Genomic DNA, 22,220 nt, shown 5'->3' with positions numbered 1-22,220 from the left:
CTCAGACCGCCTGGTCCAGTGTCTGCCACCGGGTTGGTGCGACGAAGGCCTCGACCCAGCCCGGCACCTCGCTGGCCGGCATCGGCCGCGCAATGAAATAGCCCTGCGCTACCTCACAGCCCAGGCGCAACAGCAACTCGCCATGCTCGATGCTTTCCAGGCCCTCGGCGATCACCTCTCGCCCAAACGCCCGGGCAAGACCAATGACTGCGGTGGTCAACGCCAGATCATCGCGATCATGCAGTATGTCGCGCACAAATGACTTATCGATCTTGATGGTTTGCGTGTGCAGACGCTTGAGGTAACTCAGCGACGAATAACCCGTGCCAAAATCTCCCAGGGAAAACCTCACGCCCAGCGCCTGGCAGGCCTGCAGGCAGGTGCTGACGTGCTGAATATTCTCGATCGCCACCGACTCGACAATCTCCAGGTCAAGCAACTGGGGCGCGACCCAGGCGTGCCGTGCAAGCACGGTCTTGAGCCGATCAAAAAAGTCCGCCCGCTGAAAATGCCGGGCAGCGATGTTGACGCTGACCGGCCAGCGTTGACCGTTCTTTTGCCATCGCGACAACTGCGCCAGAACCTGCTCCATCACCCACTCGCCAATATCGACGATCAGGTCCGTCTCCTCGACAAACGGCAGAAACTCCCTGGGCGGCACCAGGCCATCCTGCGGGTGCTCCCAGCGCAGCAGCGCCTCGAAACCAACCACCGCACCGCAGCGCATATTGACCTTGGGCTGAAAATGCAGGCGCAGCTCATCGTTGAGCAAAGCCTGACGCACCCGCGCAACCGTCTGGTGAGTGGCCTTGACCTCTTGGTCGCGCACCACATCAAACAGGTGGAAACGGTTACGCCCGCTCTGCTTGGCCACGTACATTGCCTGATCGGCATGGCGCAGCAGGGTTTCCGCATCTTCGCTATCGACCGGGAACAACGTGACACCGATGCTGGCAAACACATTGATGTCCTTGCCCAGAATCGAGTACGGCGCAGAGATCGCCTCGAGCACGCGATGCAGCGCCGCGCGCAATTCCGGCATATCGCGTACAAACCGCAAGATCAGCACGAACTCGTCCCCGGCCAGCCGCGCCACCACATCCTCGCCGCGAACGATGGTGCGCAGACGCTTGGCCACCTCGACCAGCAACAAGTCGCCGCTGGCGTGACCATAGCCGTCATTGACCGCCTTGAAGCCGTCGAGGTCAAGCATGCACACCGCCAACGGCACCTTCTCGACGCGGGAGTAATCCAGGGCCTGCTCGAGCAAATCGGAGAGATACGCCCGATTGGGCAGGCCGGTCAGGACGTCATGGCCGACCCGCCATTGCAGTGAGTGCAGCAACTGCCGCTTTTCACTGATATCGAAGCAAATCGACAGATACCGATGAACCCGTCCGGTCGACTCATCCAGCACCGGCACCATGGTGCTGTCGACCCAATTCAGGCTACCGTCTTTGGACCGGTTGCAGATTTCGCCCTTCCAGACTTTGCCCAGGGCAACCGTGCGCCACATCGTTGTGAAGAAGTCGTCAGGATGCAGACCTGAATTGAGGATGCGGTGATTGGCCCCCAACAACTCCTCGCGACTGTAGCCAGACACTGCGCAAAACAAATCGTTGACGTAAGTAATGCGCCCCGCCAGGTCTGTCTCGGAAAAAATGGCGGCTGCATCTACGGCCCTGCGGTACTTCTCATCCATGAGTCCGGCTCACTGTGGCTAGCGGTTGTACCGCTCGACCAGCGCACAACGCCCGGAAGAGATGTTTTGAAGGATGCGGCACTGCGCAGAGGGTCGCAGCGCGTGATGCTGCCAGGGCAACATCCTTGTAAAAGAGCGGGCCGGCAAATTCAGATGCACGTTAAAACTCCATGAACAGCATTTGATGGCCCCCGAACAAACGAAGATCAACTAGGCTCAGAGGCCTCGTACAGGCACGCCAAAAACACCGACTCTGGTAATATTGAAACGGCATTTCGCGTCGTCGGCGGCGTCTCTGCACACCCTGCGAGGTAACGCAATGCTGGCCGTCTCACATTGCCTGGACTTATGAAGCCAGGTCACCAAATGCCTGTACGAAACGGGGATTCTACGAAATACATCACATTTTGCAAAGCAAGGTGATGGATCATGCAGTTGTCTAATGCAAAAATCTATCGTTAAGTTCTTGATTCTAAATGGGAATTGAGCGATGCAAATTTCAAGTTTGGGTCCAGCCATAAGACGCTATCGCAAGGTGGCGGGGCTTACTCAGGCTGAACTCGGTGAAAAAACCGGTTTTGACCCCAAAACCATCAGCCGCTTCGAAACCGGCACCTATACCCCCAGCGTGGAAGCCCTGTTCATGCTTGCCGATGTGCTGGGAGTGAAGCTCAAAGCGTTTTTTGCCGATCTTGGCGACGAAGACGAACAGCGAGCGTATTTGTTCGGTGTCATACACAAAGCCACCCCGAAGGATCTGGGAAAGCTGATCGCGGCGGTAGACCAGGCCTTGTCCAAGCCTTAGAGCCAGAAACAAAAAAGAGCAGGCAGGTGTATTGGATTGATACACCTGCCTGCTCTTTTGCTATCGACTACTGACAGAAACTGACAGACCGACCGTTTAGGCTTGAGCCATCAACGCCAACGACATCGGAGTCGCCATGAACGCCCAACATTACCTGCTGCTGTACGTCGACAGCCCCGCCACCAGCGCCAACTTCTATAGCCGCCTGCTCGACAAACCACCGGTTGAACTGCAACCGACCTTTGCGCTGTTCATTCTTGATTCGGGTGTAAAACTTGGGCTGTGGTCCAGGCACACCGTGGAACCTGCAGCCGAAGCGGCGGGTGGTGGCGGCGAACTGGGATTCTCGGTGGCCGACCAACAGGCAGTTGACACGCTGTACGCCGCATGGACCGCACAAGGGCTGCGCATCGCCCAAGAGCCGATTGAGCTGGATTTCGGCTACACCTTCGTGGCGCTCGATCCGGATGGGCATCGGTTGCGGGTATTTGCTCTTTCGGAATGACGGCGAGGTTATTTTGGACGAAGCAAGGCATCGACCAGGAAAGATCAATGAGATAAAAATTCTGGATTTTTTTGAGGATCACAAGCCTTGCGAATGAAGGCTTGGCGTTAAGGTGGCGACCCCACCAGCCACACCCCGGCACACAATGTTCCCGCTGTGGCTGCTTCCTTCCGGATCTGACCAGGTTCACGGGTAATCGTTGCGGGGGGACCGATGGGGTCACCATAACGACGCTCACCTGACGGCGAGCCGCGCCATTGTACCTATCTGAGACGAAGTTACAACCGTTCGCGCAGATTAAAAAATATGAACCGGTTCAAGGACATGCGTTGGTCTTGAAAAGGTCGCGGCCTGCGGCAGCTCCTACATGCATACATCGCCCCGCAGGAACTGCCGAAGGCTGCGACCTTGCCGACTTCAGGCAGTAATGCCGTGCCCGGCCAAAAACGCCACGAATGCTTCTTCGTCCAGCACCTTCAACCCCAGCTCATTGGCCTTGACCAATTTGGAGCCGGCGCCAGGCCCCGCCACTACACAGTAAGTCTTGGCCGACACCGAGCCCGCCACCTTGGCGCCGAGGCTTTCGAGCTTGTCCTTGGCGACGTCACGGCTCATCAGCTCCAGAGAGCCGGTGAGCACCCAGGTCTGGCCTGCCAGCGGCAAGCCTTCGACGACTTTTTTCTCGCTTTGCCAATGCATGCCAAAGTCGCGCAACTGCTGTTCGGCATCCAGCGCCAACCGACGGTTCTGCTCGATGGCGAAGAATTCCCGAACGGCGTTGGCCTGCTTCTCCGGCAGCGCCTGGCGCATGTCCAGCCAGTCGGCGCTGATGATCGCTTCCAGCGAACCGAACTTGTCAGCCAACTTCTGCGCCCCGCCCGGTCCGACCGAGGGAATGTTCAGCTTGTCGATCATCCCGCCCAGCGTGGTACTGGCGGCAAACTCGGCGCCCAATTCGCCCTGATCCTGAATCTCCAGGCCATGCTTGAGCAGTTCTTCGATCACCTTCCGGTTGTGCGCGTCTTCGAAGAAGCTGTGAATCTCGTAGGCGACTTCCAGCCCGACATCCGGCAAGTACGTCAGCACTTGCGGCAATGCCTGCTGAATCCGCGCAAGCGATGCCAGCGAGCGCGCCAGGACCTTGGCCGTCTCTTCGCCGACATCCGGAATTCCGAGGGCGTAGATGAAGCGCGCCAACCCCGGTTTCTTACTGTCGGCAATCGCGCTGAGCAAGTTCTTGCTCGACAGCTCGGCGAACCCTTCCAGGTCGACGATCTGTTCGAAGCTCAAGGCGTACAAATCCGCCGGCGAACTGACCAGACCTTCATCCACCAACTGCTCGACGCTCTTCTCGCCCAGCCCCTCGATGTCCATGGCCCGGCGCGAAACGAAATGGATGATCGCTTGCTTGAGCTGCGCCCCACAGGCCAGACGCCCGACACAACGATATACCGCCCCTTCGCTGAGCGTTTCGCGACCCTTGCTGCGCTTGACCAACTGCGTGCGCTCGACATGCGAACCACAGACCGGGCAGCACTTGGGAATCTGCACGGGACGGGCATTTTCCGGGCGACGCTCGGTAACCACTTGCACCACTTGCGGGATCACGTCACCGGCGCGGCGAATGATCACCGTATCGCCGATCATCAAGCCCAGACGCGCGACTTCATCCATGTTGTGCAATGTCGCGTTGGACACGGTCACACCCGCCACTTTCACCGGTTTCAAGCGTGCAACCGGAGTGACTGCACCGGTTCGACCGACCTGGAACTCCACGTCGAGCAACTCGGTGAGCTCTTCCATCGCCGGAAACTTGTGGGCAATTGCCCAGCGCGGCTCGCGAGCACGAAAGCCCAGCTCACGCTGCGAGGCGAGGCTGTTGACCTTGAACACCACGCCATCGATTTCATAAGGCAGCGCATTACGGCGCTCGCCGATATCGCGGTAGTAATCCAGGCATTCACCAATACCCTTGGCCAGTTTCAACTCGTGACTGACCGGCAAGCCCCATAGCTTGAGTTGTTGCAGATTGCCGATATGCGTGTCGGCGATCTCGGCCGAGACCTGGCCGAGACCGTAGCAGCAAAACTCCAGTGGGCGACTGGCGGTAATCTTCGAATCCAGCTGACGCAAGCTGCCTGCTGCGGCGTTGCGCGGGTTGGCGAAGGTTTTGCCGCCGGCTTCCAGTTGCGCGGCGTTCAGGCGATCGAAACCAGCCTTGGACATATACACTTCGCCGCGCACTTCCAGGGTCGACGGCCAGCCGCTGCCCTGCAGCTTGAGCGGAATGTTGCGCACCGTGCGCACGTTGACGCTGATGTCTTCACCGGTGGTGCCGTCGCCGCGAGTAGCGCCGCGCACCAGCATGCCGTCCTGATACAGCAAGCTGACTGCCAGGCCATCGAGCTTCGGTTCGCAGCTGTACTCCACCTCGGCGCCAGCGCCAAACAAATCGCCGGCCGGCAAATCCAGACCTTCGGTGACCCGGCGATCGAACTCGCGCATGTCGTTTTCTTCGAAGGCGTTACCGAGACTGAGCATCGGCACTTCGTGCCGCACTTGAGTGAACGCTGCAAGCGCCGCACCGCCAACCCGCTGGGTCGGCGAGTCGACAGTGACCAGCTCGGGATTTGCCGTTTCCAGCGCCTTGAGCTCATGGAACAGCCGATCGTATTCGGCGTCCGGAATGCTCGGCTCGTCGAGGACGTAGTAACGGTAGTTGTGCTGATCCAGCTCAGCGCGCAGCTCTAGAATGCGTTTTTCAACGGCGGTCATGGGTGCTCTCTCATAAAGCAAAAGAGCAGCCGAGGCTGCTCAATCTTCAAAATACGATATAGCGTAAAGACGCAGATTCTGTGGCGAGGGAGCTTGCTCCCTCGCCACAAGAAGCTCTCTAGTCATAGAGAGCTTGACCATTCGATATCAGCGCTTCTGGGTCAGGGCGCGACGCTCGAACTCGACGATACGTTGACGGTAGTGCTCGATGGTCTGAGCGGTCAGTACGCTGCGCTGATCGTCTTTCAGTTCGCCATTGAGCTCCTGAGACAGTTTGCGGGCAGCTGCAACCATCACGTCGAAGGCCTGTTTCGGGTGGCGCGGGCCTGGCAAGCCGAGGAAGAAGCTGACAGCCGGGGTGCTGAACAGATCGATATCGTCCAGATCGAACACGCCAGGCTTGACCGCGTTGGCCATGGAGAACAGCACTTCGCCGTTGCCGGCCATGCTTTCGTGACGATGGAAGATATCCATCTCGCCAAAACGCAGACCGCTTTCCAGGATGTTCTGCAACAGGGCCGGGCCTTTGAATCCGCCCGGGTCACGGCAGATCACGCTGATGACCAGGACTTCTTCTGCCTGCGGCTGTTCTTTATTGACTGCAGCGCTCGACGATTTGGTTTCGTCCGGGAAATCATCACGGCTGCTGAAGCTAGGGCCGCCATCCAGGTCCAGATTCAAATTCAGGTCGCCCTGGGATGGCTCGCCACCCCGCTTGCTGCGCTTGGAGCCCGACTCACGCGGCTCACGGGCAGGCATGCTCACCGACGGCAAGTCATGCTCGTCGAGTTGCGGTTCTTTATGGGTATCCAGCACGCGTGGCGGGCCCAGCAGTTCGGCACCACTGTCCTCGTCCGGCAGGTTGGACAGGCTTCGGTCCAGGCGAAACTTCAGCTTGCCCTTGCCGCCGCGCATGCGCCGCCAGCCATCAAAAAGAATACCGGCAATGACAATAATGCCGATGACGATCAGCCACTCGCGCAGACCGATTTCCATGTAATCCCGTGCCTCTATAAAAAATGCTGAAAAATAAGGGGTTTACAAGCTGTAAACCGCTTTAAAACGTGGCGCCAACTCTATGTTCTGAATGGCGTTTTGCCCACGCATACGAAAAATTGACATTAAACTAGCACGACCAAAGATAACTTTACACCGTCAGTCACAATGGCTTCAGCCATTATGTCGATTAGCCAGCATTCTCTGTGGGTAAAAATCCCTGATTCCCGCAAATATCTGGCCTACGCGCCATGACTCAGGCGTCCACCATCGCCATCGCCTCCTCGACATCCACGGCTACCAGACGCGAACAACCAGGCTCGTGCATCGTGACCCCCATCAATTGGTCGGCCATTTCCATGGCGATCTTGTTGTGGGTGATATAGATGAACTGCACCGTTTGTGACATCTCTTTCACCAATCGGGCATAGCGTCCAACGTTAGCGTCATCCAGCGGTGCGTCAACTTCGTCGAGCATGCAAAACGGCGCCGGGTTCAGCTTGAAGATCGCAAAAACCAGTGCCAATGCCGTCAGGGCTTTTTCACCGCCTGACAGTAAATGGATGGTGCTGTTCTTCTTCCCGGGCGGACGCGCCATGATCGTCACCCCTGTATCGAGTAGATCTTCGCCCGTCAGTTCCAAATAAGCGCTGCCTCCACCGAAAACTTTTGGAAAAAGAGCCTGCAATCCACCGTTAATCTGATCAAAGGTATCTTTGAAGCGATTGCGGGTTTCCTTGTCGATCTTGCGAATGACGTTTTCCAGGGTGTCGAGCGCTTCCACCAGGTCAGCGTCCTGAGCATCCAGATAACGCTTGCGCTCGGACTGCTGCTGGTACTCGTCGATGGCCGCGAGGTTGATCGCGCCCAGTCGCTGAATTCGCGCAGCAATGCGCTCGAGCTCTTCTTCGGCGTCTTTTTCGTTCGCTTCAGCCACCAGGGTGGCGAGCACCCCGTGCAGGTCATAGCCGTCTTCGAGCAATTGATCCTGCAAGGTTTTGCGGCGCACGGTCAGGGCCTGCCATTCCATGCGCTGCTGTTCAAGTTGACCACGGAGCAGCTGCGATTGCTGCTCGGCCTGGCTGCGGCGTTTCTCGGCATCCCGCAATTCACGATCGGCATCTTCCAGGGCGATCTGCGCGGTTCTCAATTCTTCGTCGACGCTCATGCGCTTGTCGAGCAACTCTTCAAGCTTGAGCCGCAACTCTTCCAGCGGCGCTTCGCCCTCCTCCAGATTAAGACTGAGCTGCTCGCGCTTTTCAGTTAGGCGCTCGGACTGCAATTCCAGCCGTTCCAGTGCCTGACGGGTTGAATCGTGTTGCGCCTTGAGCGAGCCCAGACGCACCGCCAATTGGTGCGCATGGTCTTTATGCTGACGGGCCTCCTGCCGCACCCGATCCAGGCGCTCGCGCAAGCTGTCGCGCTGAGCCAGCAGCAACTCGCGCTGCTCGGTGTCGATCGCCATGCTGTCGAGGGCTTCCTGCAATTGCAGGCGCGACTCGCCAATCTGTTCATGTTCCAGCGCACGCTGCTCAGCCAATTCACCGAGCTCTTCGTCGAGCCGCGTACGGCGTAATGTCAGCTGCTCGGCCTTGGCTTTACCGGCCGACAGTTGAGCTTTCAATTCGCCTTGCTGGCGCGCTTCGTCCTGCAGCAAACGACGCAGGTGTTCGCGGCCATTCTCTTGCTGACGCTGCTGGGCGCGCAGGTTTTGCAAGGTGGTTTCCAGCGTCTCGACGGTCGCTTCGCGCTCTTCGCGCTCAAGCCCCAGACGCTGGATTTCCTGCCCGCGCGCCAACATGCCGCTCTCGGCCTCACTGGCGCGGCGCACCCGCAAAAAGTGCCGCCCAACCCAGTAGCCATCACGGCTGATCAGGCTTTCGCCAACCGACAATTGCCCACGCAGCGACAGCGCTTGTTCAAGACTGTCCACCGGTTTGACCTGCCCCAGCCACGGCGACAGATCGATCTGCGCCTCAACTTTGTCGAGCAGGCTGCCGGGGATCCGCACTCCATCGCTGGCCGGGCTGAGCAAACGCAGATCGCCTTGGGCAAAGCCGGACAGATCGAATCCCGCGAAGTCATCGACCAGCACGGCTTGCAGGTCGGCACCGAGCACGGTTTCCACCGCCAGCTCCCAACCCGCCTCAACCTTCAAGCCTTCGGCCAGACGCGGACGTTCGGCCAGATGCTGTTCACGCAACCACTCGGCGGCGCCGGTGCCCGGATCGAGCGCCGCTTGCTGCAACGCCTCCAGCGAGGCCAGGCGCCCGTTGAGCCGTTGCAAGTCACCCTGCGCCTGCTGCTGGTTTTGCAGGGCCAGTTGCAGTTCCTGACGCAACTGCTCAAGCCGCTCGACCTGCGCTTCTTCGCTGGCCTGCAAATCTTCGAGGGTCGCTTCACTGGCGGCGAGCTGTTCACTCAGATCGAGAATCGCCGCGTCTTCCGGGGCTGCCGACAACAGGTCGCGCTCTTCGGCCAAGCGACGTTGGCGCTCGGCCAGGCGTTCCATGCTGGTTTCCAGCTGCTGGATGCGCGACTGCTGGACTTCAGCCTGACGCCGTGGCTCGGCCGAGCGCAGGTTAAAACTGTCCCACTGCTCCTGCCAGCCGTGCATGGTGGTTTCGGATTCTTCCAGCGCGGCGGCGGCCTCTTCAGCGGCGGCGCTGGTGACTTCCTGCTCAGGCGTGAGCATATCCAGCTCTTCGCCGAGAGTCGCCAACAAGGTGCGGTCATGACCCAGGTGCGACTCGGTTTCCAGGCGCGAACGCTCGGCTTCCTTGAGGTCATCCTGCAACTGACGCAAACGCTGCTGGCCGTGCTGGATGCTTTGCTCGACCCGGGCGATGTCGCCGCCGACCGAATAGAAACGTCCCTGCACCAGATTGAAGCGCTCAGACAGGTCGTGATGACCGTCGCGCAGCCGCTCGATGCTCGCATCGGCATTGCGCTGTTCAGCGACCAGGGCTTCGAAACTGATTTCCTGGTTGCCAATGATCGCTTCGCGCTGGCCAACCTGTTCGTTCAATTCCTGCCAGCGTAGCGCCGACAGTTGTGCCTTGAGCTGACGCTCTTCGGCTTTGTATTCCTGATACTTCTCGGCCGCCTGGGCCTGACGATGCAAGCGTTCGAGCTGACGTTCCAGCTCATCACGCAGGTCGGTCAGGCGCGCGAGGTTTTCGTGGGTGCGACGGATGCGGTTTTCGGTCTCGCGCCGGCGCTCCTTGTACTTGGAGATCCCCGCCGCTTCTTCGATGAAGTTGCGCAGGTCTTCGGGCTTGGATTCGATCAGCTTGGAGATCATCCCCTGTTCGATGATCGAGTAGCTGCGCGGGCCCAGGCCGGTACCGAGAAAAATGTCGGTGATATCGCGGCGACGGCATTTGGTGCCGTTGAGGTAATACGTGGTCTGGCTGTCGCGGGTGACTTTGCGACGAATGGAAATCTCCGCGTAGGCCGCGTACTCGCCGAGCAACGTGCCGTCGGAGTTGTCGAACACCAGTTCGATGCTTGCCTGGCTCACCGGTTTGCGACTGGTAGAGCCGTTGAAGATGACGTCGGTCATCGACTCGCCGCGCAAGTTCTTGGCCGAGCTCTCGCCCATCACCCAGCGTACGGCGTCGATGATGTTCGACTTGCCGCAACCGTTGGGCCCGACCACCGCCGCCATGTTACTGGGGAAGTTCACCGTGGTCGGGTCGACGAAGGATTTGAACCCCGCCAGTTTGATGCACTTGAGCCGCACGCTCAGGCAACCGGCAAGGCAGACAGCACCAGATCGCAACTGCGCCGGGCATAAGCCGAGAGCACGACGCGAATCTCTGGCAGATCACGCGCCAGCACGGCCGCGAGCAAGCGTTCGAACAGTTCGAGGAACTCACTCATCTCGGCCTTGCGCTGTTCCAGGGCGAGAAAATACGCACGGCTCATGGCCGGTTGCAGGTTCTCGACGGTTTCCTGCAAGTACGGGTTATTGGCGAATGGGTACGCCGCGCGCATCACGCTGAAACTGTCTTCGACAAAGGCGCGGATGTCCTGACGCTCGTAACTGGCGCTCAGGCGCTGCTGGATGTGCAGGAACGGCGCCATGTCGGCCTGAACCTGCCAGCCACTGGCCACCGAATTACCGAGCAGGATGTACAGCTCGCTCATCAGCGTGCACAGGCTCTGCACCTTGTGTGCGGTGAGTTCGGTCACATGAGCACCACGACGCGGCAAGATGGCGATCAGGTGCCGGCGCTCGAGAATCAGCAAGGCTTCGCGAACCGAGCCGCGGCTGACATTGAGGGCCAACGTGACCTTCTGTTCCTGGATGCGCTCTCCGGGCTTGAGGTCGCCGCGAATGATGCGTTCGGCGAGGTGGTGAGCAATTTGCTCGGCGAGGCTGTCCGGCGCCTTGAACGTCATGGTTTTCCTTCAAACTCTTCGATCTGTACAAGCGGCGCAGTGTAGCGCACTTGCGGGGTGATGGCGCAGGGCCAAGCCAGCGGAATTTGGCACGATTCAAGCAAAAAGCGAGGTATCCCGAGAGGGTCAATAATGAAATAAGCCACTGTTGATCGGCAAAAGCGTATTTCCTGACCCTCAAGTCAGAAAATCATTGACCGAAAAGTCAGACCTGATAAATTCAGGTTCGTCGGTTAACAACAATAATGAGTCTGCGAGGCCTTCCGTGATCCAGTTTTTACTTAACCAGGAACTCCGTAGCGAGCACGCCCTGGACCCAAACCTGACCGTGCTCAACTATCTGCGCGAACATTTGGGCAAACCCGGTACCAAAGAAGGTTGCGCCAGCGGTGACTGTGGCGCGTGTACGGTGGTGGTCGGTGAATTGCAGACCGATGACAACGGCCGCGAACACATTCGCTATCGCAGCCTCAACTCGTGCCTGACGTTTGTTTCGTCGCTGCACGGCAAACAGCTGATCAGCGTCGAAGACCTCAAACACCAAGGCAAGCTGCACAGCGTGCAAAAAGCCATGGTCGAGTGCCATGGCTCACAGTGCGGCTTCTGCACACCGGGCTTTGTCATGTCATTGTTCGCGCTGCAGAAAAACAGCGATCACGCCGATTCCCACAAAGCTCACGAAGCCCTCGCCGGCAACCTCTGCCGCTGCACCGGCTACCGGCCGATCCTCGCCGCCGCCGAACAAGTGTGCAGCGCCAAACAGCCCGACCAGTTCGATGCTCGCGAAGCCGAAACCATCGCTCGCCTGAAAGCCATTGCTCCGACCGACACCGGTGAACTGAACAGCGGCGATAAACGCTGCCTGGTGCCACTGACCGTCGCCGATCTGGCCGACCTCTATGACGCTTATCCACAAGCCAAACTGTTGGCCGGCGGTACCGACCTGGCGCTGGAAGTGACCCAGTTCCACCGCACGCTGCCGGTGATGATCTACGTCGGCAACGTCGCAGAAATGAAGCGCATCGAGCGCTTTGACGATCGTCTGGAAATCGGCGCCGCCACCGCCCTCTCCGACTGCTACGACGCCCTCGAGGCCGAGTACCCGGACTTCGGCGAATTGCTGCAACGCTTCGCCTCCTTGCAAATCCGCAATCAGGGCACCCTCGGCGGCAACATCGGCAACGCCTCGCCGATTGGTGACTCACCTCCGCTGCTGATCGCTCTGGGCGCACAGATCGTGCTGTGCAAAGGCGAAACCCGTCGCACGCTGGCGCTGGAAGACTATTTCATCGATTACCGGGTCACTGCGCGCCAGGAAAGCGAGTTCATCGAAAAAATCATCGTGCCGCGTGCCAGCGCGGAACAACTGTTCCGCGCCTACAAGGTCTCCAAGCGTCTGGACGATGACATTTCCGCGGTCTGCGCGGCGTTCAACCTGCGCATCGAAAACGGCGTGGTTGCCGACGCCCGCGTTGCGTTCGGCGGCATGGCCGCGACACCGAAACGCGCGAAAAGCTGCGAAGCCGCGCTGCTCGGCGCGCCATGGAACAACACAACGGTGGAACGTGCCTGCGCCGCCCTTGCGCAAGACTTCACACCGCTCACGGACTTCCGTGCGAGCAAGGAATACCGCCTGCTCAGCGCGCAGAACCTGCTGCGTAAATACTTCATCGAACTGCAAACACCGCACATCGAGACTCGGGTGACCGCTTATGTCTAACCATCACAAAGTCGAGAAAACCCAAGCCGAACTGGCCGAACTGTTTGCCAAGGACCTGACCACCGGTGTCGGCCGCAGCGTCAAGCACGACAGCGCCGACAAACACGTGTCCGGTGAAGCGCAGTACATCGACGACCGGCTGGAATTTCCGAATCAGTTGCACGTTTACGCGCGACTCTCGGATCGTGCCCACGCGAAAATCATCAGCATCGACACTAAGCCCTGCTACGCCTTTGAAGGCGTGCGCATCGCCATTACCCACGAGGACGTGCCGGGCCTGAAAGACATCGGTCCATTGTTGCCGGGCGACCCATTGCTGGCCATCGACGACGTACAATTCGTCGGTCAGCCGGTGCTCGCGGTGGCCGCGAAAGACCTGGAAACCGCACGCAAGGCGGCCATGGCCGCGATCATCGAATACGAAGATCTGGAGCCGGTACTCGACGTGGTCGAAGCCTTGCGCAAACGCCACTTCGTATTGGATAGCCACACTCACAAACGCGGCGACTCAGCCACTGCGCTGGCGACCGCCGAGCACCGCATCCAAGGCACGCTGCATATCGGCGGCCAGGAACACTTCTATCTGGAAACCCAGATCTCTTCGGTGATGCCGACCGAAGACGGCGGCATGATCGTCTACTGCTCGACCCAGAACCCCACCGAAGTGCAGAAACTGGTGGCGGAAGTGCTCGACGTCTCGATGAACAAAATCGTCGTCGACATGCGTCGCATGGGCGGCGGCTTTGGCGGCAAGGAAACTCAGGCCGCCAGCCCCGCCTGTCTCTGCGCGGTAATCGCGCACCTGACCGGGCAGCCGACCAAAATGCGCCTGCCACGGGTCGAAGACATGCTGATGACCGGCAAACGTCACCCGTTCTACATTGAATACGATGTCGGCTTCGACGACAGCGGACGCCTGCACGGCATCCAACTGGAACTGGCCGGCAACTGCGGTTGTTCACCGGACCTGTCGGCGTCGATCGTCGACCGGGCGATGTTCCACTCGGACAACTCGTACTACCTGGGCGACGCAACCATCAACGGTCACCGCTGCAAGACCAACACCGCGTCGAACACCGCCTATCGCGGCTTTGGCGGCCCGCAAGGAATGGTCGCCATCGAAGAAGTGATGGACGCCATCGCCCGTCATCTGGGCCTCGACCCGCTGGCGGTGCGCAAGGCCAACTACTACGGCAAGACCGAGCGCAACGTCACCCATTACTACCAGACCGTCGAGCACAACATGCTCGAGGAAATCACCGCCGAGCTGGAAGAAAGCAGCCAGTACGCAGAACGCCGCGAAGCGATCCGCCGCTACAACGCCAACAGCCCGATCCTGAAAAAAGGCCTGGCGCTGACCCCGGTGAAATTCGGTATTTCCTTCACTGCCAGCTTCCTCAACCAGGCCGGTGCACTGATTCACGTCTACACCGACGGCAGCATTCATCTGAACCACGGCGGCACCGAAATGGGCCAGGGCTTGAACGTCAAAGTCGCGCAAGTCGTGGCCGAGGTGTTCCAGGTTGAAATCGACCGTGTACAGATCACCGCGACCAACACCGACAAGGTGCCGAACACCTCGCCGACCGCCGCGTCCAGCGGTGCCGACCTGAACGGCAAGGCTGCGCAAAACGCCGCTGAAATCATCAAGCAACGCCTGGTGGAATTTGCCGCGCGCAAGTATGCGGTCAGCGAAGAAGACGTAGAGTTTCACAACGGCCATGTGCGGGTTCGCGATCAGATCCTGACCTTCGAAGAACTGATCCAGCAGGCGTATTTCGCCCAGGTGTCGCTGTCCAGCACCGGTTTCTACAAGACCCCGAAAATCTACTATGACCGTAGCCAGGCTCGCGGCCGGCCGTTCTACTACTACGCGTTTGGCGCAGCCTGCGCCGAGGTGATCGTCGACACCCTGACCGGCGAATACAAAATGCTCCGCACCGACATCCTGCATGACGTCGGCGCCTCGTTGAACCCGGCTATCGACATGGGCCAGGTCGAGGGTGGTTTCATCCAGGGCATGGGCTGGCTGACCATGGAAGAGCTGGTCTGGAATGCCAAAGGCAAACTGATGACCAACGGCCCGGCCAGCTACAAGATCCCGGCGGTCGCCGACATGCCGCTGGATTTGCGGGTCAAGCTGGTGGAAAACCGCAAGAACCCGGAAGACACGGTGTTCCATTCCAAAGCCGTGGGCGAACCGCCGTTCATGCTGGGGATTTCCGTCTGGTGCGCAATCAAGGATGCAGTGGCGAGCCTGGGCGATTACCGACATCAACCGAAAATCGACGCACCGGCCACACCGGAGCGGGTGTTGTGGGGCTGTGAGCAGATGCGCCAGTTGAAGTCGGTGAAAGCCGCGGAAGCCGAGACCGAGCTGGCTTCGCTCTAAAACCGAGGCGCGGCCTTCGCGGGCAAGCCTTGCTCCTACAAGTTTTGCGTCGATCGCATCATCGTGAACCGCCGCCATTCCGTAGGAGCAAAGCTTGCTCGCGATGAGGCCCGAACAGACAACAGAAATGTTGAGGTGAACATGTACAACTGGATCGACGCCCTCGCCGACCTGCAAACCCAGGGTGAACCCTGCGTGTTGGTGACCATCATCGAAGAGCTCGGCTCGACGCCGCGCAATGCCGGTTCGAAAATGGTCGTCAGCGCCACGCAGGCGTTCGACACCATCGGTGGCGGGCACCTGGAATACAAGGCGATGCAGGTCGCCCGGGAGATGCTTGCTAGCGGCAAACAGGACACCCATCTGGAGCGTTTCACCCTCGGCGCCAGCCTCGGTCAATGCTGCGGCGGCGTCACGGTGCTGCTGTTCGAGCCCATGGGCCAGGTACAGGCACAGATCGCTGTATTCGGTGCCGGCCACGTCGGTCGGGCGCTGGTGCCGTTGCTGGCCAGCCTGCCCTGCCGCGTGCGCTGGATCGATTCGCGGGAAGCCGAGTTCCCCGAACAGATCCCCCACGGCGTGCGTAAAATCGTCGCCGAAGAACCGGTGGACGAAATTGACGACCTGCCCGTTGGCAGTTACTGCATCGTCATGACCCACAATCACCAGCTCGACCTGGAGCTCACCGCGGCAATCCTCAAGCGCAACGACTTTGCCTACTTCGGCCTGATCGGCTCGAAGACCAAACGGGTGAAATTCGAACACCGCCTGCGCGAGCGCGGTTTCGACAACGCCGTGCTGCAACGCATGCGCTGCCCGATGGGCCTCGGCGAGGTCAAAGGCAAGTTGCCGGTGGAAATCGCCATCTCCATCGCCGGCGAAATCATCGCCACCTATAACGCGAATTTCGGCCAGCACGGCGCGAAAGCCGAACCTATTGCCAAACTGCTGCCCGCCTCGCGCCGCAGCCACGCCTCGAACTAAAAAAGCCACGAACCGAGAACGACAATGCCTTTGACTCGCAAAGCCTACCGTGCCGCCATTCTGCACAGCATCGCCGACCCCGCCGTGGTGGGTATCGAAGCCTCCTACGAGTATTTCGAAGACGGCTTGCTGGTGACTGAAAACGGCCAGATCAGCGCCATCGGCCCTGCCTGCGAACTGCTCGCCAGCCTGCCCGCCGACATTCAAGTCAGCCATTACCAGGATGCGCTGATCACGCCGGGCTTCATCGATACGCACATTCACCTGCCGCAAACCGGCATGGTCGGTGCTTACGGCGAACAGCTGCTGGACTGGCTGAACACCTACACCTTCCCGTGCGAAAGCCAATTCTCTGACAAGGCCCACGCCGAAGAAGTCGCCGGTATCTTCATCAAGGAACTGCTGCGCAACGGCACCACCACCGCGCTGGTGTTCGGCAGCGTGCACCCGCAATCGGTGGACTCGTTCTTTGAAGCGGCCGAAAAGCTCGACCTGCGGATGATCGCCGGCAAGGTGATGATGGACCGCAATGCGCCGGACTACCTGACCGACACCGCCGAATCCAGCTACGTCGACAGCAAGGCGCTGATCGAACGCTGGCACGGCAAGGGTCGCCTGCACTACGCAGTGACGCCACGTTTCGCACCGACCAGCACCCCGGAACAACTGACCCTGGCCGGCCAGTTGCTCAGCGAATACCCCGACCTGTACATGCAGACCCACATCAGTGAAAACCTGCAGGAAATCGAATGGGTCAAGGAACTGTTCCCGGAGCGCAAGGGCTACCTGGACGTCTACGACCACTACAAATTGCTCGGTGAACGCTCGGTATTCGCGCACGGCGTGCACCTGTGCGATGACGAATGCGCACGCCTGGCCGAAACCGGTTCGGCGATCGCCTTCTGCCCGACCTCGAACTTCTTCCTCGGCAGTGGTCTGTTCAACCTGCCGATGGCCGAGAAGCACAACCTGAACGTCGGCCTGGGCACTGACATCGGTGGCGGCACCAGTTTCTCACTGCTGCAAACCCTGAACGAAGCCTACAAAGTCATGCAACTGCAAGGCGCACGCCTGAGCCCGTTCAAATCGCTGTACCTGGCAACCCTCGGCGGTGCCCGCGCACTGCGCCTGGAAGACAAGATCGGCACCCTGCAACCGGGCACCGACGCCGACTTCCTGGTGCTGGACTACAACGCCACGCCGCTGCTCGGCTATCGCCTGAAACAGGCCAAGAGCATCGCCGAGACGCTGTTTGTGCTGATGACATTGGGGGATGACCGAACTGTTCTGCAAACTTACGCGGCAGGGAATCTAGTTCACCAGCGTTAAGCCCTTCTGAAACGAAAAATCCCCCGCAGCCATCAGGTTGCGGGGGATTTTTTTACGTCTGTCAGACCGCCATCGCGATCTATCAGAGTTTGGCGGTCGGCCGCCCTGGCTTCTTGGTCTGCAACAGGTGCGAGAACACCGCATGCAAATCGTCCGAGGCGCTTTCTTCGTCGAGGTTGAGCTTGCTGTCGATGTGGTCCATGTGATGCATCATCAGGTTCACCGCCAGGTCAGCATCGCGAGCCTCGATGGCGTCGATCAGCTGAGTGTGTTCATCGTAGGAACAGTGCGAGCGGTTACCGCTTTCATACTGGGCGATGATCAACGAAGTCTGCGACACCAGGCTGCGCTGGAAGCTGATCAGCGGGGCGTTCTTCGCCGCCTCGGCCAGCTTCAGGTGGAACTCGCCAGACAGCCGGATACCGGCACCGCGGTCGCCACGGGAGAAGCTATCGCGCTCGTCGTTGACCATTTGCCGCAGCTCGGCAATCTGTTCGGCCGTCGCGTGTACGACTGCCAGTTCAGTGATCGCCTTCTCGACCAGACGCCGCGCCATGAATACCTGACGGGCCTCTTCGACGCTCGGGCTGGCAACCACGGCACCCCGGTTGGGACGCAACAGCACCACGCCTTCGTGGGCCAGACGCGACAACGCGCGGCGAATGATGGTGCGACTGACCCCGAAAATTTCTCCCAGCGCCTCTTCGCTCAACTTTGTACCGGGCGCCAGGCGCTGTTCGAGGATGGCCTCGAAGATATGCGCATAGACGATATCGTCCTGGGTTCCGCTGCGGCCGGCTTTGCCTGCTCGCGGTTGTTTCTTGAGGGGCTGCAACTGTTCGTTCATGGGCACTCGAGTCGGGAGAACTGCGGCGAATTGACTGTGACTGTAATACGGCACAGAGGGTCGCTGGCAAGTATTGCGTAAAAAACACAGCACATTGTACACAACCGCTGGTGGCAACACGACTGTACGGCCATATACGCCCCCGGCTGTATTGCAACGAGCTGCCACGTTTAAGTTTAGGCTTGAACACCTGGCCCGTGGCGAGGGAGCTTGCTCCCGTTGGACTGCGCAGCAGTCCTGAAACCTGCCGACTCGTTTATTCAGATGACCTCGCTCACACATTACGACCGCAAAGCGGCCGAGCGGGAGCAAGCTCCCTCGCCACACGGGTGGCAGCGGACTTTATTCGTATATCAAGAACAAGGAACACCGCGCCATGACCGACGCCACTCACGCGCAACTTCGCCCATTGGCCGACACTTCACCTTCGGCCATCGTCGCCGGTTTTATTGCCATGATGACCGGCTACACCAGCTCACTGGTGCTGATGTTCCAGGCCGGCCAGGCGGCGGGCCTGACCAGCGGGCAAATTTCATCGTGGATCTGGGCGATTTCGATTGGAATGGCCGTGTGCTCGATCGGTTTGTCCTTGCGCTATCGCACACCGATCACCATCGCCTGGTCGACGCCCGGCGCGGCGCTGCTGATCACCAGCCTATCGGGCGTGACCTACGGCGAGGCGATTGGCGCCTACATCACTTGCGCCGTGCTCGTCACTCTTTGCGGCATGACCGGCAGCTTCGAACGCTTGGTCAAACGCATTCCCGCGTCACTGGCGGCGGCGTTGCTGGCGGGGATTCTGTTCAAGATCGGCAGTGAAATTTTCGTCGCTGCCCAGCACCGCACGGGCCTGGTATTGGGGATGTTTTTCACCTATCTGGTGGTCAAGCGCCTGTCGCCGCGTTATGCGGTGCTGGCGGCGTTGCTGATCGGCACTGCATTGTCCGGCGTCATGGGCCTGCTGGATTTCAGCGGTTTTCATCTGGAAGTGGCCACCCCGGTCTGGACCACCCCGCACTTCTCCCTCGCGGCGACCATCAGCATCGGCATTCCATTGTTCGTGGTGGCCATGACCTCGCAGAACATGCCCGGCATCGCCGTGTTACGCGCAGATGGCTACAACGTGCCGGCCTCGCCGCTGATCACCACCACCGGCATCGCCTCACTGTTGCTGGCGCCATTTGGCTCCCACGGGATCAACCTGGCAGCGATCAGTGCCGCCATCTGCACCGGGCCACATGCCCATGAAGATCGCAACAAGCGTTACACCGCGGCCGTCTGGTGCGGGATTTTCTACGGGATTGCCGGGGTCTTTGGCGCAACGCTCGCAGCGCTGTTCGCCGCCTTGCCAAAAGAGCTGGTGCTGTCGATTGCCGCGCTGGCGCTATTCGGCTCAATCATCAACGGCTTAAGCATCGCTATGGCGCAAGTGAAGGAACGTGAAGCGGCATTGATCACCTTTATGGTCACTGCGTCGGGGCTGACGCTGTTTTCCATTGGCTCGGCATTTTGGGGAATTGTGGCGGGGGTGATTACGTTAATGATTCTGAATTGGCGCAATGCCTGAAATGCAAAAAAAAACGGCGACCTTCAGGTCGCCGTTTTTTTGAACATCAGGCTACCGGATTGATCGGCTTTTCCGGGTACCAAACGTCCAGCAACGGGCTGACTTCTACGCTGGTCAGCTCGGTGCGGGCTTTCAGCCAGGCTTCAACGGCGGCGCGTTGTTCAGCGCTGACCGAGCCACGTTTTTGCAGGCAAACCAGACCGTAGTCGTCGCCGCCAACGTAGCCGAGGCCGTTAGCTTCCATGGCTTCTTTCAGAAACGCGTCGAGGAAAGCGTCAACAGCCTCATCAGCCAGATCTTCTTTGAAATCCAGGTTCAGTTCGAAACCCAGCTCTTGAAATTCATCGACGCAGAGTTTTTTGCGCAGACGCTGGGAACGGTTAGTCGCCATTGGAACAATCCTCAAAAGTAATAACGGGCGGCACTTTAGCAGTTTAAGCCGTGGTTTGCCCGATTCTCTGGCGGCTTGCGCCTACCGCCGGTAAAAAAATAGCGGATTCGGCCCTTTGGATACGGCACAAGCCGCTACTCCTTGGGGCATAATGCCGACACTTTCGCGACCACCGAGGGAATTTATTCTCATGCCCTCATCTTTTTCCCCCTCGGCAGTAGGGTTTTATTTCAGATGATCAAATCTTTGCGTCCATTGCTTCTCGCCAGCCTGCTTGTACCGCTGGCCTTCCCTGTTTCCGCTGCCCCGGTCAACACCACCCTGCCACCCAGCGTTGAAAAAGCACTCAAAGCCAGCAAGCTGCAGGACAACGCCCTGTCGCTGGTGATGATTCCACTCAACGGCCCAGGCACACCGACCGTTTTCAACGCTGACGTTTCAGTCAATCCGGCCTCGACCATGAAACTGGTCACTACCTACGCCGCGCTGGAAATGCTTGGCCCGAACCACCAGTGGAAAACCGAGTTCTACACCGACGGCACCCTCAATGGCGGCATTCTGCACGGCAACCTGTACCTCAAGGGTGGCGGCGATCCAAAGCTGAACATGGAAAAACTCTGGCTGCTGATGCGTGACCTGCGAGCCAATGGCGTGCAGCAAGTTACCGGTGACCTGGTGCTGGATCGCAGCTTCTTCGTCCAGCCGCAACTTCCCGAATTCAATGACGATGGTAAAGACGAGAACAAGCCGTTCCTGGTCAAGCCCGACGCGCTGATGGTCAACCTCAAGGCCTTGCGCTTCGTAGCTCGCAACGACTCGGGCAAGGTACTGGTGTCGGTCGAACCACCGATCGCCAGTATTCGCATCGACAACCAGGTCAAAGCGCTTAGCGGCAAACAGTGTTCCGGGGGCGTGCGCTACAACCCGGTAACCCAGGCCGACGGCAGCGTGAGCGTGACCGTTGCAGGCCAGTTGGCCGACGGCTGCAGCTCGCAGACGTACCTTTCGCTGCTCGATCATGCGACCTACACCGCCGGCGCCGTACGGGCAATCTGGCAGGAACTGGGTGGCAGCATCCAGGGCAAGGATCGTCTGGCCGCCGTACCAAAGGATGCCAAGGTACTGGCCCGGGCGTTCTCGCCGGACCTGGCGGAAATCATCCGCGATATCAACAAATACAGTAACAACACCATGGCTCAGCAGCTGTTCCTCAGCCTGGGCGCGAAATACCGCACCGACGCCGATGCTGACGATGCAAAAGCCGCACAACGCGTAGTGCGTCAATGGCTGGCGAAGAAAGGCATCACCGCGCCGCACCTGGTGATGGAGAACGGCTCGGGCCTGTCGCGTGCCGAACGGGTCAGCGCCCGTGAAATGGCGACCATGCTGCAGGCTGCCTGGAGAAGCCCGTACTCGGCCGAGTTCGTCAGCTCGCTGCCGATCAGCGGCATGGACGGCACCATGCGCAAACGCCTCAAGACCACCGCAATGCGGGGTGAAGCACACGTCAAGACCGGCACCCTGAACACCGTGCGCGCTATCGCCGGTTTCAGCCGCGACAACAATGGCAACACCTGGGCAGTGGTTGCGATCCTCAACGATCCGGCACCTTTTGGTGCGCATACGGTGCTCGATCAGGTGCTGCTGGACCTGTACCGCCAGCCGAAACTGGCAACGGCCGAGTCGGCGCTTTAAGCCCCACTTAAACACTGCGCAACTGTGGCGAGGGAGCTTGCTCCCGGCTCGGTTGCGCAGCAGCCGCAAAATCAACAAATCAGATACATCTGACCCAACTCGATC

General features: G+C 59.5%; 15 protein-coding genes and 1 other RNA gene. 8 read left to right on the top strand and 8 right to left on the bottom strand.

Translation table 11 applies throughout. The features are described from left to right. Position 1 precedes the first annotated feature (1 nt). Positions 2 to 1,702 carry an EAL domain-containing protein gene (locus tag AABM55_RS09900; RefSeq protein WP_347929435.1) on the bottom strand — a complete coding sequence of 567 codons (1,701 nt, stop codon included), beginning with the start codon at positions 1,700 to 1,702 and terminating at the stop codon, positions 2 to 4. Between the two features lie 490 nt (positions 1,703 to 2,192). Here AABM55_RS09900 and AABM55_RS09895 point away from each other — a divergent pair, with 490 nt between their 5' ends. Next, positions 2,193 to 2,507: a helix-turn-helix domain-containing protein gene (locus AABM55_RS09895; RefSeq protein WP_054593225.1), complete on the top strand. Its 315-nt coding sequence runs from the start codon at positions 2,193 to 2,195 to the stop codon at positions 2,505 to 2,507. Between the two features lie 136 nt (positions 2,508 to 2,643). Continuing rightward, positions 2,644 to 3,012 (top strand): VOC family protein, encoded by a 369-nt coding sequence (locus tag AABM55_RS09890; protein ID WP_103315356.1) that lies wholly within the window; start codon positions 2,644 to 2,646, stop codon positions 3,010 to 3,012. Between the two features lie 119 nt (positions 3,013 to 3,131). Here the strand turns inward: AABM55_RS09890 and ffs are convergent. The 5 genes from ffs to AABM55_RS09865 all read right to left on the bottom strand — a co-directional run bounded on the left by ffs (position 3,132) and on the right by AABM55_RS09865 (position 11,190). After that, an RNA gene (gene ffs / locus AABM55_RS09885) (signal recognition particle sRNA small type) lies at positions 3,132 to 3,228 on the bottom strand. Positions 3,229 to 3,429: 201 nt separating this feature from the next. Further along, complete coding sequence (gene ligA, locus AABM55_RS09880; protein ID WP_103315357.1) at positions 3,430 to 5,787, bottom strand: NAD-dependent DNA ligase LigA; 2,358 nt, start codon at positions 5,785 to 5,787, stop codon at positions 3,430 to 3,432. A gap of 147 nt (positions 5,788 to 5,934) precedes the next feature. After that, complete coding sequence (zipA, locus tag AABM55_RS09875) at positions 5,935 to 6,783, bottom strand: cell division protein ZipA (RefSeq protein WP_103315358.1); 849 nt, start codon at positions 6,781 to 6,783, stop codon at positions 5,935 to 5,937. Positions 6,784 to 7,039: 256 nt separating this feature from the next. Beyond that, on the bottom strand, positions 7,040 to 10,528 hold the full coding sequence (smc, locus tag AABM55_RS09870; protein ID WP_347929434.1) for a chromosome segregation protein SMC: 3,489 nt from the start codon (positions 10,526 to 10,528) through the stop codon (positions 7,040 to 7,042). A 2-nt stretch (positions 10,529 to 10,530) separates the two neighbouring features. After that, complete coding sequence (locus tag AABM55_RS09865; protein WP_054593230.1) at positions 10,531 to 11,190, bottom strand: GntR family transcriptional regulator; 660 nt, start codon at positions 11,188 to 11,190, stop codon at positions 10,531 to 10,533. Positions 11,191 to 11,455: 265 nt separating this feature from the next. On the opposite strand from AABM55_RS09865, the gene xdhA reads away from it, so the two are divergent. From xdhA to guaD, 4 genes are all read left to right on the top strand, one after another. After that, positions 11,456 to 12,910 (top strand): xanthine dehydrogenase small subunit, encoded by a 1,455-nt coding sequence (xdhA, locus tag AABM55_RS09860; RefSeq protein ID WP_054593231.1) that lies wholly within the window; start codon positions 11,456 to 11,458, stop codon positions 12,908 to 12,910. Next, positions 12,903 to 15,302 (top strand): xanthine dehydrogenase molybdopterin binding subunit, encoded by a 2,400-nt coding sequence (gene xdhB, locus AABM55_RS09855; protein ID WP_347929433.1) that lies wholly within the window; start codon positions 12,903 to 12,905, stop codon positions 15,300 to 15,302. Before xdhA ends, xdhB begins: the two co-directional genes overlap by 8 nt. 141 nt (positions 15,303 to 15,443) lie before the next feature. Beyond that, entirely contained in the window at positions 15,444 to 16,286 is an 843-nt protein-coding gene (xdhC, locus tag AABM55_RS09850; RefSeq protein WP_347929432.1) for a xanthine dehydrogenase accessory protein XdhC, read from the top strand. 24 nt (positions 16,287 to 16,310) lie between these two features. Then, positions 16,311 to 17,615: a guanine deaminase gene (gene guaD, locus AABM55_RS09845; protein ID WP_347929431.1), complete on the top strand. Its 1,305-nt coding sequence runs from the start codon at positions 16,311 to 16,313 to the stop codon at positions 17,613 to 17,615. A gap of 82 nt (positions 17,616 to 17,697) precedes the next feature. Here the strand turns inward: guaD and AABM55_RS09840 are convergent, their stop codons facing one another. After that, positions 17,698 to 18,462 carry a GntR family transcriptional regulator gene (locus AABM55_RS09840; protein ID WP_103315365.1) on the bottom strand — a complete coding sequence of 255 codons (765 nt, stop codon included), beginning with the start codon at positions 18,460 to 18,462 and terminating at the stop codon, positions 17,698 to 17,700. A gap of 376 nt (positions 18,463 to 18,838) precedes the next feature. Between AABM55_RS09840 and AABM55_RS09835 the strand changes: the two genes are divergently transcribed. Further along, on the top strand, positions 18,839 to 20,029 hold the full coding sequence (locus AABM55_RS09835) for a benzoate/H(+) symporter BenE family transporter (protein WP_103315366.1): 1,191 nt from the start codon (positions 18,839 to 18,841) through the stop codon (positions 20,027 to 20,029). Between the two features lie 46 nt (positions 20,030 to 20,075). Here AABM55_RS09835 and AABM55_RS09830 read toward each other — a convergent pair whose 3' ends face one another. Next, the gene (locus AABM55_RS09830; RefSeq protein WP_054593237.1) at positions 20,076 to 20,420 is read right to left on the bottom strand and encodes a YggL family protein; all 345 of its coding nucleotides are present in this window, start codon (positions 20,418 to 20,420) and stop codon (positions 20,076 to 20,078) included. Positions 20,421 to 20,654: 234 nt separating this feature from the next. Between AABM55_RS09830 and dacB the strand changes: the two genes are divergently transcribed. Beyond that, positions 20,655 to 22,115 carry a D-alanyl-D-alanine carboxypeptidase/D-alanyl-D-alanine-endopeptidase gene (gene dacB, locus AABM55_RS09825; RefSeq protein WP_347929430.1) on the top strand — a complete coding sequence of 487 codons (1,461 nt, stop codon included), beginning with the start codon at positions 20,655 to 20,657 and terminating at the stop codon, positions 22,113 to 22,115. Positions 22,116 to 22,220: the final 105 nt, after the last annotated feature.

It is taken from the genome of Pseudomonas helvetica, assembly GCF_039908645.1.
Lineage (GTDB): Bacteria > Pseudomonadota > Gammaproteobacteria > Pseudomonadales > Pseudomonadaceae > Aquipseudomonas > Aquipseudomonas helvetica.
Note: the sequence above shows the minus strand (reverse complement) of the source record. Positions and strands in the feature narration are given on the sequence as shown.

Bases quoted from the DNA above. Each gene is read 5' to 3' on its own strand.
- AABM55_RS09900 (WP_347929435.1), bottom strand. From the start codon at position 1,702: ATGGATGAGAAGTACCGCAGGGCCGTAGATGCAGCCGCCATTTTTTCC.
- AABM55_RS09895 (WP_054593225.1), top strand. From the start codon at position 2,193: ATGCAAATTTCAAGTTTGGGTCCAGCCATAAGACGCTATCGCAAGGTG.
- AABM55_RS09890 (WP_103315356.1), top strand. From the start codon at position 2,644: ATGAACGCCCAACATTACCTGCTGCTGTACGTCGACAGCCCCGCCACC.
- ligA (WP_103315357.1), bottom strand. From the start codon at position 5,787: ATGACCGCCGTTGAAAAACGCATTCTAGAGCTGCGCGCTGAGCTGGAT.
- zipA (WP_103315358.1), bottom strand. From the start codon at position 6,783: ATGGAAATCGGTCTGCGCGAGTGGCTGATCGTCATCGGCATTATTGTC.
- AABM55_RS09865 (WP_054593230.1), bottom strand. From the start codon at position 11,190: ATGACGTTCAAGGCGCCGGACAGCCTCGCCGAGCAAATTGCTCACCAC.
- xdhB (WP_347929433.1), top strand. From the start codon at position 12,903: ATGTCTAACCATCACAAAGTCGAGAAAACCCAAGCCGAACTGGCCGAA.
- xdhC (WP_347929432.1), top strand. From the start codon at position 15,444: ATGTACAACTGGATCGACGCCCTCGCCGACCTGCAAACCCAGGGTGAA.
- guaD (WP_347929431.1), top strand. From the start codon at position 16,311: ATGCCTTTGACTCGCAAAGCCTACCGTGCCGCCATTCTGCACAGCATC.
- AABM55_RS09840 (WP_103315365.1), bottom strand. From the start codon at position 18,462: ATGAACGAACAGTTGCAGCCCCTCAAGAAACAACCGCGAGCAGGCAAA.
- AABM55_RS09835 (WP_103315366.1), top strand. From the start codon at position 18,839: ATGACCGACGCCACTCACGCGCAACTTCGCCCATTGGCCGACACTTCA.
- AABM55_RS09830 (WP_054593237.1), bottom strand. From the start codon at position 20,420: ATGGCGACTAACCGTTCCCAGCGTCTGCGCAAAAAACTCTGCGTCGAT.
- dacB (WP_347929430.1), top strand. From the start codon at position 20,655: ATGATCAAATCTTTGCGTCCATTGCTTCTCGCCAGCCTGCTTGTACCG.